At 55.2% G+C, this 14,791-nt stretch carries 11 protein-coding genes and 1 pseudogene; 8 read left to right on the top strand and 4 right to left on the bottom strand.

The window, feature by feature from the left end; translation table 11 throughout:
- Positions 1-114: 114 nt before the first annotated feature.
- From H6F46_RS16765 to H6F46_RS16755, 3 genes and pseudogenes are all read right to left on the bottom strand, one after another.
- Positions 115-525, bottom strand: a pseudogene (locus tag H6F46_RS16765) (NYN domain-containing protein); the annotation flags it as partial.
- 205 nt (positions 526-730) lie between these two features.
- On the bottom strand, positions 731-2,344 hold the full coding sequence (gene metG, locus H6F46_RS16760; RefSeq protein WP_190355841.1) for a methionine--tRNA ligase: 1,614 nt from the start codon (positions 2,342-2,344) through the stop codon (positions 731-733).
- Positions 2,345-2,647: 303 nt separating this feature from the next.
- Entirely contained in the window at positions 2,648-3,115 is a 468-nt protein-coding gene (locus H6F46_RS16755; protein WP_190355842.1) for a hypothetical protein, read from the bottom strand.
- A 121-nt stretch (positions 3,116-3,236) separates the two neighbouring features.
- Between H6F46_RS16755 and H6F46_RS16750 the strand changes: the two genes are divergently transcribed.
- The 6 genes from H6F46_RS16750 to H6F46_RS19725 all read left to right on the top strand — a co-directional run bounded on the left by H6F46_RS16750 (position 3,237) and on the right by H6F46_RS19725 (position 9,412).
- Positions 3,237-3,416, top strand: coding sequence for a hypothetical protein (locus H6F46_RS16750; RefSeq protein WP_190355843.1), 180 nt, complete (start codon positions 3,237-3,239; stop codon positions 3,414-3,416).
- A gap of 196 nt (positions 3,417-3,612) precedes the next feature.
- Positions 3,613-5,463 carry a glycosyltransferase family 61 protein gene (locus H6F46_RS16745; protein ID WP_347278352.1) on the top strand — a complete coding sequence of 617 codons (1,851 nt, stop codon included), beginning with the start codon at positions 3,613-3,615 and terminating at the stop codon, positions 5,461-5,463.
- Positions 5,464-5,699: 236 nt separating this feature from the next.
- On the top strand, positions 5,700-6,332 hold the full coding sequence (locus H6F46_RS16740) for an AraC family transcriptional regulator (protein ID WP_190355845.1): 633 nt from the start codon (positions 5,700-5,702) through the stop codon (positions 6,330-6,332).
- 569 nt (positions 6,333-6,901) lie between these two features.
- Positions 6,902-7,576, top strand: a complete 675-nt coding sequence (locus H6F46_RS16735; RefSeq protein ID WP_190355846.1) for a MotA/TolQ/ExbB proton channel family protein — start codon at positions 6,902-6,904, stop codon at positions 7,574-7,576.
- Positions 7,557-7,973, top strand: coding sequence for a biopolymer transporter ExbD (locus H6F46_RS16730; protein ID WP_099535325.1), 417 nt, complete (start codon positions 7,557-7,559; stop codon positions 7,971-7,973). The genes H6F46_RS16735 and H6F46_RS16730 overlap by 20 nt, the downstream gene beginning before the upstream one ends.
- 50 nt (positions 7,974-8,023) lie before the next feature.
- Positions 8,024-9,412 (top strand): energy transducer TonB, encoded by a 1,389-nt coding sequence (locus H6F46_RS19725; RefSeq protein ID WP_190355847.1) that lies wholly within the window; start codon positions 8,024-8,026, stop codon positions 9,410-9,412.
- A gap of 23 nt (positions 9,413-9,435) precedes the next feature.
- Here H6F46_RS19725 and H6F46_RS19625 read toward each other — a convergent pair whose 3' ends face one another.
- On the bottom strand, positions 9,436-9,564 hold the full coding sequence (locus tag H6F46_RS19625) for a hypothetical protein (RefSeq protein WP_255509015.1): 129 nt from the start codon (positions 9,562-9,564) through the stop codon (positions 9,436-9,438).
- On the opposite strand from H6F46_RS19625, the gene H6F46_RS16720 reads away from it, so the two are divergent.
- Together H6F46_RS16720 and H6F46_RS16715 are read left to right on the top strand one after the other, a co-directional pair.
- Complete coding sequence (locus tag H6F46_RS16720) at positions 9,552-12,074, top strand: TonB-dependent siderophore receptor (protein WP_190355848.1); 2,523 nt, start codon at positions 9,552-9,554, stop codon at positions 12,072-12,074. The two genes, H6F46_RS19625 and H6F46_RS16720, sit on opposite strands and share 13 nt — an antisense overlap.
- Positions 12,075-12,188: 114 nt before the next feature.
- Entirely contained in the window at positions 12,189-14,714 is a 2,526-nt protein-coding gene (locus H6F46_RS16715; RefSeq protein WP_190355849.1) for a TonB-dependent siderophore receptor, read from the top strand.
- Positions 14,715-14,791 lie beyond the last annotated feature (77 nt).

Genomic DNA, 14,791 nt, shown 5'->3' with positions numbered 1-14,791 from the left:
TGAGAATAGGTTTGACGATTTGAGAGAATGAGCGTAACATTGGTGTATTACTTTTTGATTGTTTGGGGTAAGAATTACATCTTCTTACCCCTTTTTTATAACCTGAATCTGTCATTCAACACTTCTGGCTAAATCCCCATCGCCACTGACCAAAATGGCCGTGTCATAGGAACCCACCAGCGCCATCATGTCCACGGCGATTTCCACATCGAGGTTGGCCTTTTTAGACCCATCGGGGAGTTGCACCAAGTCCTTGGCCACCACCCGATAACCATTGCGGCGCATCCACAACAAAAAGCCCTGTTGCTTTTCATTGGTGCGATCGACCCCGGTGTAAAAGAACGATCGCAACAGCCGCGATCCGGCGGTCAGGCGGCAAAGCAGTTTGGTGTAGTCGATTTCAATGCCCAATTGCAGCGCCGCATAGAACAAATTCGAGCCATCAATAAAGATGGCCACCCGCCCTCGATTTTCCAGAACTTGCTCTGGCGTAAAGATCGGATCTCGCTCCATGTTGCTATTCATGATTGTTATGCCTCGTCGTTTAAAGAAGGAGATGGAACCCGCTCGATCGCCAGCCCATCGAAAAAGGTTTCAAAGGTTCTTAAAGAGCAAAAAGAAAGAAAAAGATCATCAAAAGCTCGGGACTTTTCAGGAGAGTTCTAGCAACTCCCTTCACGATAACCCGATCGCTCCGGTGGTCAATTCCAGTGCAATCGGTGCTCGCAAGTTACTGCGGCATTTCCAGCTTTTGGAACACGGGTTGCGGTTCCGCCAGCCCTTGCCCTGTTGGTAGGCCACCCCAATGGCCATGCCCCCCTAATTGCTCCCGCAGGGACGGATCCGCATCCACGCGATCGAAATCCACCGCAAACCCCAATTGGCCATAAATCCGGCTGCTCAGTTGAGGCACGATCGGGGACAGCCAATAGGCCGCCAACCGCACCGACTCCAACACCGCATACAGGATTGCTTCCACAGCCGCCCGATCTCCCTGTTTGAACTTTGTCCAGGGAGCCTGCTCGTCTAAGTACTTGTTGCCCGTTTGAGCCAACATCAGCACCGACTGACAGGCCTCGTGCAGCGCCATGGCCCGATAGGCCCGCCCTGCGCGATCGCCCAACGTCGTGCCCAATTGGCGCAACGGATCCGTTTCCGCCACCGTCACCGACGGCACCCGACCCTCGCAATACTTGTGGGCCATCTTGAGGGTTCGGTTCAGCAAATTTCCCAAATCATTCGCCAAGTCCGCATTCACGATATTAATAAACCGCGTTTCATTGAAGTCCCCATCGCGGCCAAACTCAATTTCCTTGAGAAAGTAGTAACGAACCGCATCGCTACCATAACGATCGATCAACGCCACCGGATCGATCGTATTCCCCAGCGTTTTGCCCATCTTTTGGCCATCTTTCGTTAAGAAGCCATGACCAAACAACCGTTGGGGAATCGGTAACCCAGCCGACATTAACATTGCTGGCCAATAAATGGCATGAAACCTCAGGATATCCTTACCAATCACGTGGGTACTGATCGGCCACCAATGCTTCAGGGCATTCTCCAGCGTCGGGGCTTCACCGGGTTCTAACAGTGCCGTCACGTAGCCCAACAGCGCATCAAACCAGACATAAAGCGTGTGCTTGGGATCATTGGGCAGCGCGAATCCCCAGTCAATATTGACCCGTGAAATGGAGAAATCTTGCAGCCCCCGTTCCACAAATGCCAACACCTCATTGCGGCGACTTTCCGGTTGAATAAATTCCGGATGGTCTCCATAAAATTGCTGCAGCGCTGTCTGATATTTGGAGAGCCGGAAAAAATAATTTTCCTCATCGCGCCACTCAGCCTGCTTGTTGGGATGCACCAGGCAATGATGATCCTCCGTTAGCTCCCGCTCTTCCTTAAACTCTTCGCAGGAAACGCAGTACCACCCCTGTTGCTTTCCAGAATAAATGTCCCCCGCAGCCCAAACGCGCTCAAAAAATTCCACCACAATGGCACGATGCCGCTCGTCCGTTGTCCGAATGAAGCGATCGTAACGGATATTCAGCTTTTGCCAGAGATCGGCGAAACCCTGGACAATTTCATCACAGTGTTCCTGAGGGTTTTTGTTGCGTTCCTGGGCTGTCCGTTCGATTTTTTGGCCATGCTCATCGGTGCCGGTAATCATTAGCACCGGGTGCCCCTGTAACCGATAAAAACGGCCCACCGCATCCACCGCCATCGTGGTGTAGGCACTACCGATGTGGGGTAATGCGTTGACGTAATAGAGGGGGGTTGTGATCGTGAAGGGGGACGGTTGCGGGGGCGGCGGGGAACTGGTCAAATCTTCGGTGACAACCATGGATCGGCAGACGAGATTAGGGGGATTTGTTAAGCGGAAAAACTGAGTATTTTTTCACAGCTTCTTAGAATACGGCCGAACCGAGCTTGCCGTCTATGGAGTACGGGGTGGGAGTCTGGGAGGATTGCAGGAATTTGGGATCCAATTTTGGGCTTCAAGTTAACCAAACCGGGGGACTGGGGCCAGTTTTACCCTAGGCGATGAGGGGGAAAAGCGGAGAGAACGATCGGGGTTTCCATAGATTTGTGCAGATTTGCGCGGAAGATGCCCCAGAGATGCCCCAGAGATGCCCTAAAAATGCACTCACTCTGCCGTTAACCGGTAGGGGCTGCGCATCCCGGGTTTGAAGGTTCCAACCCAAACCTCGTAGGTGCCAGCCGGCCACTGGGGGGCGGTCACTTGGGCGGAAGCCGTGCCCACGGTGTCATCGCCACACAGGAGCAGCCCATTGGGGCCGCGCACGGCCAAGGTGGTGTCGTCTTGGCCGCTGTTGACGCTGAGGGTCAAGTTGGCGATCGGGGTTTGCAGGGTCAGGCGGTGATTGGGACTCAGGGAGCTGAAGCCGAGGCAATCGTGGCCCACCTGGTCGGTCGATCGCCCCAGAACAGTGGAGGGCAAGTCATGGGAGCCGATCGCCGTGCCGGTGAGGGAACCTTTGGGGTTGCCGTTGGAAAGGGTCAAGTCCCCATCAATGGAAGTCTGGGCGATCGCGCGGGTGGCCCAGCAGCTCACCATGGCACAACCTAAGGTCAAAATCAGGGCAGGTTTCACGGTTCAAGGTCTCCAATCGCAAGCTGAATGGGTACTATTCAACCTATTCTCAGCGGTGCGACCTTGGCCCGCCGTTTCGACCTATTTTTGATCCGACTGTGGCAGTTCCACGGAGACAAAGATGCCGTTAATTTTGGGGGCGATCGGGGCGGTGGCCCTGCTGCTGTTTTTGGACTGGACTGTGGTGGGGGCTTTTGTGGCCGTTGTGCGCGGCTGGGTGGGTTGGGTGTTGCCGTTGCCCGGTTGGTTGGCGGCCGTTGGGGGATTGGCCTTTTTGGTTTGGTGTCTGAGCGAGGATTAGTGTTGAAGATTGGGTGTCGAGAATTGGGTGCTCAAGATTTAGATACTTTGAACACTACAAAATCCTAACGGGGTTCGATCGCGGCGACGACCGCCGTGTTTTTCCTGCATAGTTTTTCCTGCATAATCTTGTAGCCAATAGACTTATAGCCAATAGATAAGCCCAAGCCGGTTTCCTGACTCACGCCTTGGATGATGTGTCCATCCCCTCGGTCTTGAAGCGGAAATATGCGCTGAAGCAACCCGTTAGGAATGCCCAAGGCATGAGTCGGCCCTGGGGCATGGTTTGGGTGAACGGGCATCCCCCACAGCCGATCGCGCGATCGAGGGTTTTGATTTTGAGCTTGTCGCCTTCCCAACTCCCAGTTTCCTGGTCTTCGGTTGATCTTGATCCGCAGCCAGCGGCCCTGGCCAGGGTGGCTGAGTTGCGATCGGTCCTGCGCCAGCAACCGATCGGGCCAGAAGCAGCGGTGTGCTATGGCCAACTGGGAGCCGCGCTGGCACTGTTGGGGCGACGAGTGCCGGCCCTGTGGGCGTTTTTGCATCAGGCTCTTTGTGCCGGCTGGGAAGACGCGGACTTGGCCTACCAGGAATATCACCTGCTGCCAACCTGCGCGATCGAGCAGCAAGCCCATGCCCATCACCAACTGGCCTTGTGGCTGCGCGATCGGGACTGTTGGTTGGGGGCCCGCCTGGCCTTGGAGGAGGCGATCGCCCTTGATCACAACTCCCTGACGGCTTGGACGGCCCTGGGCGATTGGTGGCGAGACTGTCCCGACCCAGCCTTGGAACCGGAGCGGGTCGATCGGGCCCTGGCCGCCTATCTTCAGGCCTTGTATCGCAACCCCACCTACCGCCGACCCTACGATCACCTGTTTCGGTTGCTCCAACGGGCTGGCCGCTTCGAGGATGCCCTGTCCTGTGGGCGCAAGTGGGTTCCGCGCTCCCTGGTGCTGGCCGATCGCCAGCAAGTGCCCCAGGAATTGCCCGCCGCCACCTTGGATTATTGCCCGATCGACCCGGCCGATCGGGTGCAGCTCAGGGCCTCCCGATCGCCCCTCGGAGAGCCGCCCCATCCCGACCTTTGCGCCACTGAATACGAAGTTGATCCCACCTTTGTGGTCACCTTGCCCCAGGGCCGAGCCTGGACGGATCATTACACCAGCGCCATTTTTACCGAAACGGGCGCATTGGTTCAGGAACTCTCCCTCGGGAGTGTGGAGTTGGTGGCCCTGTCGGAGCAATTGCCGCCGCCGCGCCGGGTGGCGGGAACCGTGGCCCTGTTGTCGGTGGCCGGGGGGTCAATGTTTTGTCACTGGTTGCTGAATCTCCTGTCGCGGTTGCGGCTGTTGGCCGATGCGGGCTGGACGTTGGATCAGTTTGACTATGTGGCGGTGAATGAGCAGGAATATCGCTACCAAACGGAAACCTTGGAACTGTTGGGCATTCCGCCCCAAAAGCTGATTATTAGCAATCCAGACGATCGCCATATTGTGGCCGATCGGTTGGTGGTACCTTCTCGGGTCGATCGGGCCACGCCTTGGATTTGCGACACCCTGCGGCAACTGTTTTTGCGACCCGCCATTATCCAGTCCATGGCCCCGCACGATCGGCTCTATATCAGTCGTGATTGGGCCAAATATCGCCGCGTCGTGGACGATCGCCAACTCAGTGATTGGCTGGTGCGTCAGCATGGATTCAAAATCGTGCTGCTGGAAAGTCTGTCCTTTGCCCAACAGGTTTCCCTCTTGGCCCAAGCCAAGGTGGTGATTGCGCCCCACGGAGCTGGCCTCACCAATCTGGTTTTTTGCCAACCGGGCACGATCGTCCTGGAACTGTTTTCACCGCGCTATGTGCCCAGCTACTTCTGGGAAATTGCCGACCTGATTGGCCTAGCGCACTATCACCTGGTGGGTGAACCCCTAGATCACTATCCCGATCCGGAGGCGATTTTGAACTATCGCTTCTCGGATCCCGGGGCTGATGGGATTTGGATTCCGTTCGATCGCTTCCAAACGGCCGTCAACCACCTGTTGACCGAGGGTTAACCCAGAGCGCCAATCCAGCGCCAACCTAGAACTGCTCGATCGCCCCAATCTCCCGCCGTTCTGCCGCCTTTCCCCTGTTTCCGCCGCAACCCCGCTCCCCTGATCGGGTGCATCCGGTTGTTGACTGCGACACTTTTTGAAAGTCATTTGCATTTAAAATAAATGCCAACTTTTGAAACTGCTAGCAATTCCTAATAATTCCATTCCTAAATTTCACCAAAAATCACTTATCTGACATGGCTCCTGGCATCTCTGACGGTGACTGGCGGGACTTGTGGCAAGCCAGCCGCCAGATGGCCCACCCCTTCAATTCCCAAGATTCCCCCGATTTCCAAGATTCTCCCGATTCCACCGATCCATGGACCCTAATCACGCCTGCGATGCAAGTGGTGCTGCAACAGATGCTCCATTGCCCCCACCACGGCGCGATGAGGCAGATGTATTTGGAAAGTAAGTTTGTGGAACTGTTGACCCTGTGGTTAGCTCAAGCGGAAGACCAAGGGGGAGCCGATCGACCCATCGCCGATCGCTCGCTGCCCCTGAAGGGATCTGACCTCGATCGGATTTACCAAGCGCGGGATATTTTGCTGCAACGGTTCCAAACTCCCCCATCCTTGACGGATTTGGCGCGACAAGTGGGGCTAAATGACTGCACCCTGAAGCGGCAGTTTAAGCAGGTGTTTGGCAAAACCGTCTTTGGCTATTTACACGATTACCGCATGGAGCAAGCCCGCCGTTGGTTGCTCGATCGCCAGTGGTCTGTGACGGAAGTGGCCCGGCGAGTGGGCTACACCAACCTTTGCGCTTTCAGTACGGCATTTCGCAAAAAATTTGGCCTCAGTCCCCGATCGTTCCAGCGACAAGGCTGAAACTGATGGCCGGCCAAGGGTCAAGGGGCGATCAAGGGAATGCCGCGCGATCGCCCCTTGACCCCAATTTCACTAAAAATTCCGTTTCGCCAAAGAAAAATTCCGTTTCAGCAAACTTTAGTCCCCCGTTCTGAGGTCGCAGCACCGTAAGATCATCTCGCCAATTAATTGAAAGTAGTTCTCAACTGAGAGGTTCGGCGGTGGCGCTCCACCGTCACGCTGGCTGGCGCGAGGGAATTGGCGCGGCTCGTGGACTGAAATTTGATGACTGGCAAACCCATGACCAAGGGCGCTTGAACAGTAGAAACGTCAGCTCAGAATAAAAAACGTCTGAAACATCAAGCTTGATCCATTTGCCTCCAGCCGCCGTGACCAACAAGAACCAGTAAGAAACTTGAACCTTTTGTTTTCATTGCTGTTTCGGTTTGACAAGCATCTCAGAATAAATTTTTGAAAAATCTCCTTGAAAATCAAAAATGAACCATTCATTGATGAGCATTAAATGAGCATTTATTGGCATTTTTTGCAAAATTTGCAAGCAATTCGTTAATCAGGTGGGTGAAGGAACGATGCAAAAATTGGGTGAAATTTTGGTGGCGGCGGGAGCAGTTGCGGTTCCCCTCACGTTGTTTTCGGTGTTGGCGATCGCTCTGATCATTGAGCGTGTGGTGTTCTGGTTTCGGGTGAATCGCCGGCAAACCAAAGCAATTCGGGAAGTGCTGGATCTCTATGAATTTGATCCGCTGCTGGCGGTGGAAAAACTCAAGCGCAATTTGGATTTACCCTTGGGGCGCATTTTCCTAGCAGCGGCTTCCTTGGATGAGGCTGAACCCGATGAAATTGCCCTGGCGATCGATGGGGCAACCCAAGCTGAGATTCCGGTTTTAAAGCGCTTTAACAACATTTTTGACACGATCATCACCCTGTCGCCGTTGTTGGGATTGTTGGGGACGGTGTTGGGCTTGATTCAATCCTTTAGCTCCCTGAATTTGGGCGATGTGGGCGGTGCAAAAACCACCGCAGTCACCTCAGGAATTAGCGAAGCCTTGGTTTCTACGGCATTTGGTTTGGTGGTGGCGTTGTTCACGCTGTTTTTTGCTAACACGTTCCGAGGCTTTTATCTCCGACAAATTGCCCTAATTCAAGAATATTCAGCGGAACTGGAATTGCGGCATCGGCGCTATTTGAAAAAAATGCAAGCTAAACAAGCGGGGGGAGCAACCTATGCGCAGGCGAACCATTGATGAACCGGATTTACCGCCTCGGATTGAAATTGTGCCGATGATCGATGTGATCTTTGCAATTTTGACCTTTTTTATTATGTCTACGCTCTTTTTGGGGCGATTTGAAGGGTTGGCGGTGAACTTGCCAAAAGCCCAGTCAGCCAAGCCCCAAAAGGTGATTCGAGCCACGGTGACACTCGATCCCCAAGGTGGTTTATTTCTGAACAAAACCCCCGTGGCGATCGAGTCTCTAAGCACAGCCATTCGAGGGCTTCAACAATCGGGACAGGATTTAACAATTGTCCTGAATGCTGATGGTTCTGTGACGCACGATCGGGTGGTGGCGGTGATGGATCGGGTGCGCCAAGTGGAGGGGGCCAAACTGGCGATCGCTACCCAAAAACCCACCCAGCCCTAAGGAATTGCTCACCTGTTTTTGCCCGATAGCTTGATGGTTTAAATCCGCCTATGGACAGCTCGCAACTGATTGGTCAGCAGCGCCAAAAAGAATCTCGGTGGCTGAAACGGTTTCTGTTTGGCAGCGTTTGCGGGTCGATCGCCCTGCATGGGTTGGCCTGGGGGTGGCAAGTCCGCAACTGGTGGAGTGATCGCCCGGTCACCACCGATAGCGAAATGGAAGTGACCATTTCCAACCTCACGCCCGATCGCCCGTCGGAACCCTTGGCCACGCCCCCTCCGACCGACCCCGTGACCAATCCACAGCGCGATCGGGTTCCGTTGGCTCCCCAGAGTCAGGCTCCCTTGAAAGCGGGCGAAGATGCGCCCACCCGCAACCCCAATCCCACGGGCGATCGCGACCCGATCGCTCCCGGCACTAGCCCCACGGGAGACGCGCCAGCCATGGCCACGGGCACTGGCCCAATTAGCGATCCCAACGGTACAGGGAACGGGTTCGGCAATGCCAGCCAAGCCACCGGATTCACCTCGGGCGCACCGGATGGTGATCCCGAGGGCACGGGATCGAGCGATGGGGAACCGGCCGGCACGCTGGAGGGGCCGCCCGTGACCAGCCCGCCGCCGAGTCCGTCGCCCGCCCCCGCGCGATCGCCCGGCCAGCCCCAATGCGTGAGTTGTCCCCTACCGCGCTATCGGGGCACGGAAGCCAGCCCCCGTGTGGATCTGCGGATTCGTCCCGATGGCAGCGTGGAGGTGCGGTTGCGCCAATCCAGCGGCAACCCAGCGGTCGATCGCGAAACCCTAGAAGCGATGCGGCAATGGCGCTTTGACCCGCAAACCGTGCCCGAAGGGGGCCTGCGCCGCCCCATGCGCGTCACCTACGAAGAGGAGGGATCGCGGTTCCAGCGGGCCAACGAGGCCCGTCGTCGCGAAGAGACCGAGCGTCGCCAGGCCGCAGAACAGGCGGAACGGCAACGGGCCGCCGATCGCCCCACGGAACAGCCTGCCCCCACAGCCGATCGCCCCACGGAACGGGCCCCAGAACGCACGGCGGAACAACCGGCCAGCCCCGCACCCGCGGCCTCTTCCCCAGCGGCCGCACCTGCCGCCCCGGCTCCCGCTGATCGGGAACCGCGCCCCAATCGCTCCACTGCGCCCAGCAACACCAGCGATCCGAGTCCCAGCCGGCCGGCAGCTCCGGAACCGGCCCGCCCCGCAGTGGTGGCCCCCGCCCCTGCCCGATCGCCCGTGGCCCCAGCGGAGCCACCGGCCCGCAGTCCCGCCGCCGAGGCCCCGGCCGCGCCGGCCCGCCGCAGTCCGCGCCCGACCCGATCGCCTCGGCCACGGCGATCGCCCCCGCCCGTCCAGGCGGCCCCCGCGCCCGCGCCCGTGGCCCCCAGCGCTCCGGAACCCGCCCCCGCCAGCAGTCCCGCCGACTAGCGCGATCGAACACCACTGATGCCCTATCCCGGATCCACCGTTACTTCGGCGTGATTCTCGATCGCGCTGGGCAGAATTCGGGTGCGATCGTGCTGGCTCAAGGGTTTGCCCGTTTTGAGTTTGTTTTTAGGAAACCCCCATGAAATCTGCATCTCCCCTCTCTTTGTCGGTTTTGTTGGTGGCGATCGGGGCGCTGGCTGCTCCCGCTGGGGCTGAGTCAGTGCCGCTGGAGCCGCTCGATCGATTCCGCAGCAACGCCCCCGCCACTTCGGTGGAGTCCTGGCTGGCCCAAGCCGATCGCCCCGCCACCGTCACTCGCGTGGTGGTCACGCCCCTGCCCGACGAGCTGGAAATTGCCCTGGAAACCCCAGCCGGTCAGTCGTTATTGATTGATGCGAACCAGTTCCGGGCTGAGGGCAACCAACTGATCGCCGAGATCAGCAACGCCAGCTTGGCGCTACCGGAGGGCGCGGAGTTCAACCAAGCTAACCCCACCGCTGAAGTGGCTGCGGTGCGGGTTTGGCAGATTGCGCCCGATCGAATCCAAGTGGTGGTCACAGGGCGCAAAGGTTTGCCCACCCAGGACGTGACCTTGGCCACGGGTGATTTGGCCTACAGCCTGAACGTGGATGCCAACGCACCCGAAGAAGAATTGGTGGTGACGGGGCAGCGATCGCCCAGTTACCGAGTTCCCAATGCCTCCAGCGCCACCGGCACAGACACCCCCATTCTGGAAACGCCTTTCTCGGTGCAGGTAATTCCCCAAGCCGTCCTCCGCGATCAGCAGGTGATCAATATTGAAGATGCGCTGAACAACGTGAGTGGCGTGGCTTTTGCCGGCAGTAATGGCAGCCGGGAAGCCAGTTTCAGCATTCGCGGATTCGGCAATCAATTTTCCACTGGGGCCCCGTTGTTGCGAGATGGATATCGCATTTATGGGGGCTTTCAAGCCATTCCGGAAGTGGCCAACCTGGAACAAATTGAAGTATTGAAGGGGCCGTCTTCGATTCTTTATGGACAAATTGAACCGGGCGGCATCATTAACCTGGTTTCCAAGCAACCGCTTGATCAACCTTTTTATGAAGCAGAATTCCAGGCTGGCAGCGATGCTTTAGTGCGCCCCCGCATTGATTTCAGCGGCCCCTTAACCAGTGATGGCAGTCTGCGCTATCGACTGAATGCTCTCTATCAGCATCAATCGCCTTTTCGGGACTTTGATACGGATATCAACCGCTTTGCGATCGCGCCGGTTTTAGCTTGGCGAATCAGCGATCAGACTGACTTGTCTTTCAATCTGGAATATATCCACCAAAAAGGGCCGGCAGACTTTGGCATTAGCCGCTTTGGGGATGGTGTTGCTCCCGTTTCTCGGGAATTTGTGATCAATAATCCCGATGATTCAATTACCACTGAATACTTGAATACCGGGTATCAATTTGAGCACCGCTTTAGTGACAACTGGAAAATTCGCAATGGCTTCCGCTACATCAACTACACCTATGACTACAGTGTTATCGCCTTGCCGATCATCGTGAATGATGCGGAGATCACTCGCTTTTATGCTGATCAAGATGGGGATGACCGCTCTTATACCGCGCAAACTAGTGTCATTGGAAACTTCAAGACTGGTTCCCTAGAACACCAAGCAACAATCGGTCTCGATCTCAACTACAGCGAGTTCGCGATCGAGACTTTGTTTGATACGGCTAATCCGAGCACGATCAACATTTTTAATCCGGAATATGAGCGAGTTCCCAAGCCCGATCGCTCGGATTTGCCGCCCTTTCAAGATGACATTACAACCACCACTCGCCTAGGAATTTACCTGCAAGATCAGATCAAGCTAACCGATAACTTGATGATTATTGCCGGGTTGCGCTACGACACGATCGATAGCAAAACCGATCAAAAATTGACCGATGAAAGCAGCAGTTTTAACGCGGATGCTTGGACACCACGCCTCGGGATTTTATATCAGCCCATTCCCGAATTAGCCCTCTTTGCTAGCTATTCCCAATCCTTTCGTCCCACGACGGCCACCAGTTCCAGTGGTGCAATTTTGCCCCCGGAAGAGGGCGAAGGATTTGAAGTGGGTGTGAAGGCCGAATTGTTCGATCGTCGCCTGCTTGCCACCCTCACTTACTTCGACATTGCCAAGCAAAACGTTGCGGTTTCAGATCCCGAAAATCCCCTCTTTTCTGTTGCTTCCGGTGAGCAACGTAACCGAGGAATCGAGCTGGATGTGATCGGGGAACCCTTACCCGGTTGGAAAATTTTGGGTTCCTATGCCTACATCGATGGCGAAGTTACTGAAGATACCAATGAGGCCTTAATTGGTAATCGACCGGCTGGGCTGGCAAAGCATAAAGCTACTCTCTGGACAAGCTATGAAATTCAGTCCGGTTCCTTCAAAGGATTGGGCTTTGGGGTGGGCTTTGAATATGCGAGCGATCGCTATGGAAACTTAGCCAATGACTATCGATTGGGTGACTATCTGATTGGCAATGCAGCAATTTTCTATCAGAGAGATAACTATCGCTTTGCTTTGAATTTCCGCAACTTCACTGATGAAAACTACATCAAAGGAGCCACTGGAAATGAGGGTGGTATTGAAGTGGGTTCACCCTTCACAGTCACAGGATCAGCTTCAATTCGGTTCTAAATTTCGTAGGAAATGATTCCAATCATTGTGTTGATATCATCCCCGATTTTAACCAGTTCAATGTCCGAGCAATTTTCCTCGATTACAACTTAAAGTCCCTTAGAACATCACCCCATGAACGCTGCATCTCCTCTGTCTCTGTCTGTTTTGTTGGTGGCGATCGGGGCGCTGGCTGCTCCCGCCGGGGCCGAATCAGGGCCGCCCGAGCCGCTCGATCGATTCCGCAGCAACGCTCCCGCCACTTCGGTGGAATCCTGGTTGGCCCAAGCCGATCGCCCGGCCACCGTCACCCGGGTGGTGATCACGCCCCTGGCTGATGAGCTGGAAATTGCTCTGGAAACCCCGGCCGGTCAGTCCTTGCTGATTGATGCGAACCAGTTTCGGACCGAAGGCAACCAACTGATCGCCGAAATCAGCAACGCCAGCTTGGCGCTACCGGAGGGCGCGGAGTTCAGCCAAGCTGACCCCACCGCTGAAGTGGCTGCGGTGCGGGTTTGGCAGATTGCGCCCGATCGAATTCAAGTGGTGGTGACGGGTCGCAACGGTTTGCCCACCCAGGACGTGACCTTGGCCACGGGTGATTTGGCCTACAGCCTGAACGTAGATGCCAATGCGCCCGAAGAAGAATTGGTCGTCACGGGGCAGCGATCGCCCAGTTACCGAGTTCCCAATGCTTCCAGCGCCACCGGCACAGACACCCCCATTCTGGAAACGCCTTTCTCAGTGCAGGTGATTCCCCAAGCCGTCTTGCGCAATCAGCAGGTGATCAACGTTGAAGACGCGCTCACCAATGTCAGTGGCGTGTCCTATGCCGGGAGCAACAGCAGCCGGGAAGCGACGGTGAGCATTCGCGGATTTGGTAACCAATATCCCGCCACCGTATCAGTTTTGCGCGACGGCTATCGGCTGTATGGTTCTTTTCAAGCCATTCCGGAAGTGGCCAACCTTGAACAAATTGAAGTGTTGAAGGGACCCGCTTCGATTTTGTATGGGCAAATTGAACCGGGCGGCATTATTAACCTGGTCTCCAAGCAGCCCCTAGCTGAGCCTTTTTACGAAGTTGAACTGCAAGGCGGTACTAATGAGTTGGTGCGTCCTCGGATTGACTTTGGGGGGCCTCTGACTGCTGATGGCAGCTTGCGCTATCGGCTCAACAGTTCCTATCTCCATCAAGCGCCTTTCCGCGACTTTGAAACCGACACCAATCGCTTTTCGATCGCGCCTGCTCTGGCTTGGAAAATCAGCGATCAAACGGATTTATCGCTCAACCTGGAATACATTCATCAAAAAGCACCGTCTGATTTTGGTCTGAGCCGATTTGAAGATGGGGTTGCGCCAGTCGATCGCGAGTTGATTATTACGGATCCTGAGGACTCCATTACAACAGACTATTTCAGCACCGGTTATCAATTCGAGCATCGTTTTAGCGATAACTGGAAAATTCGCAACGGCTTCCGCTACATCAGCTATGACTATGACTACAGCGTGGTGGCGCTACCGTTGACTGCCAACGGCCCTCGGGTCACTCGTTTTTATGCTGATCAAGATGGTGAGGATAAATCCTACACCTTGCAAACCAGTCTTGTGGGTAATTTCAAAACAGGATCGATCGCCCACCAAGCCACCATTGGTCTTGATCTAAATCGCAGTGAATCGCGAATTGCTACGCTGTTTGATCGCTCAAAACCGTCAATCATCAACATTTTTGATCGCAATTATGATGCGGTGGTTCGTCCCGATCGCTCCTCATTGCCACCGTTTAATGATGACCTGACCACGGCCAATCGTCTCGGATTTTATCTTCAAGACCAGATTAACCTCACCGATAATCTGATCGTGGTGGCTGGTCTGCGCTATGACACGATCGGCATTGAAACAGAAGATCAATTGGGTCGCCGAGAGGGCAACAATACCGAACTCAACTCTTGGACACCTCGCCTCGGAATTCTGTATCGTCCCATTCCCGAACTATCACTATTTGCCAACTATTCCCAGTCATTTCGCCCCACAACTTCGACTGGCGCGGATGGTTCAATCTTGAAGCCCGAAGAAGGTGAAGGATTTGAAGTGGGCGTGAAGACTGAATTGTTCGATCGCCGCCTCCTGGCCACCCTCACATACTTCGATATCACCAAGCAAAATGTGCCGGTGACCGATCCCGATAATCTCCTCTTTTCGGTTTCTTCAGGAGAGCAACGCAATCGCGGCATTGAGTTTGACTTGATTGGTGAACTATTGCCCGGTTGGAAGATTTTGGGATCCTACGCCTATATCGACAGCGAAGTTACTGAGGATACCAACGAGTCTCTGATTGGGAATCGACTGTATGGCATTCCTGAGCATAAAGCCACCCTTTGGACAACCTATGAAATTCAGTCGGGTTCTCTCAAGGGATTGGGCTTTGGGGTGGGTTTTGAATATGCGAGCGATCGCTACGGTAACCTCGCCAACGACTACAAAATTGGGGACTACTTCATCGGCAATGCTGCCATTTTCTATCAGCGAGATAACTATCGTTTTGCCTTGAATTTCCGGAATTTCACCGATGAAACCTACATCAAATCCACAGTAGGAAGCAACACCGGTCTAGAAGTGGGCACACCTTTCACGGTCACTGGATCGGCTTCCATCCGGTTCTAGTTTTGGGTATCAACGCTGGGGCTAATTGCGGTTTCGCCATCGCCCCTTTGCCAGCCATCACTCATGCTTGAACCCGC

This window comes from Limnothrix sp. FACHB-1083 (genome assembly GCF_014696485.1).
Lineage (GTDB): Bacteria > Cyanobacteriota > Cyanobacteriia > CACIAM-69d > CACIAM-69d > CACIAM-69d.
The sequence above is the reverse complement of the archived record's forward strand: the minus strand, read 5'-3'. Positions and strand labels throughout refer to the sequence as shown.

Bases quoted from the DNA above. Each gene is read 5' to 3' on its own strand.
- metG (WP_190355841.1), bottom strand. From the start codon at position 2,344: ATGGTTGTCACCGAAGATTTGACCAGTTCCCCGCCGCCCCCGCAACCG.
- H6F46_RS16750 (WP_190355843.1), top strand. From the start codon at position 3,237: ATGCCGTTAATTTTGGGGGCGATCGGGGCGGTGGCCCTGCTGCTGTTT.
- H6F46_RS16740 (WP_190355845.1), top strand. From the start codon at position 5,700: ATGGCTCCTGGCATCTCTGACGGTGACTGGCGGGACTTGTGGCAAGCC.
- H6F46_RS16735 (WP_190355846.1), top strand. From the start codon at position 6,902: ATGCAAAAATTGGGTGAAATTTTGGTGGCGGCGGGAGCAGTTGCGGTT.
- H6F46_RS16730 (WP_099535325.1), top strand. From the start codon at position 7,557: ATGCGCAGGCGAACCATTGATGAACCGGATTTACCGCCTCGGATTGAA.
- H6F46_RS19725 (WP_190355847.1), top strand. From the start codon at position 8,024: ATGGACAGCTCGCAACTGATTGGTCAGCAGCGCCAAAAAGAATCTCGG.
- H6F46_RS16720 (WP_190355848.1), top strand. From the start codon at position 9,552: ATGAAATCTGCATCTCCCCTCTCTTTGTCGGTTTTGTTGGTGGCGATC.
- H6F46_RS19625 (WP_255509015.1), bottom strand. From the start codon at position 9,564: ATGCAGATTTCATGGGGGTTTCCTAAAAACAAACTCAAAACGGGCAAA.
- H6F46_RS16715 (WP_190355849.1), top strand. From the start codon at position 12,189: ATGAACGCTGCATCTCCTCTGTCTCTGTCTGTTTTGTTGGTGGCGATC.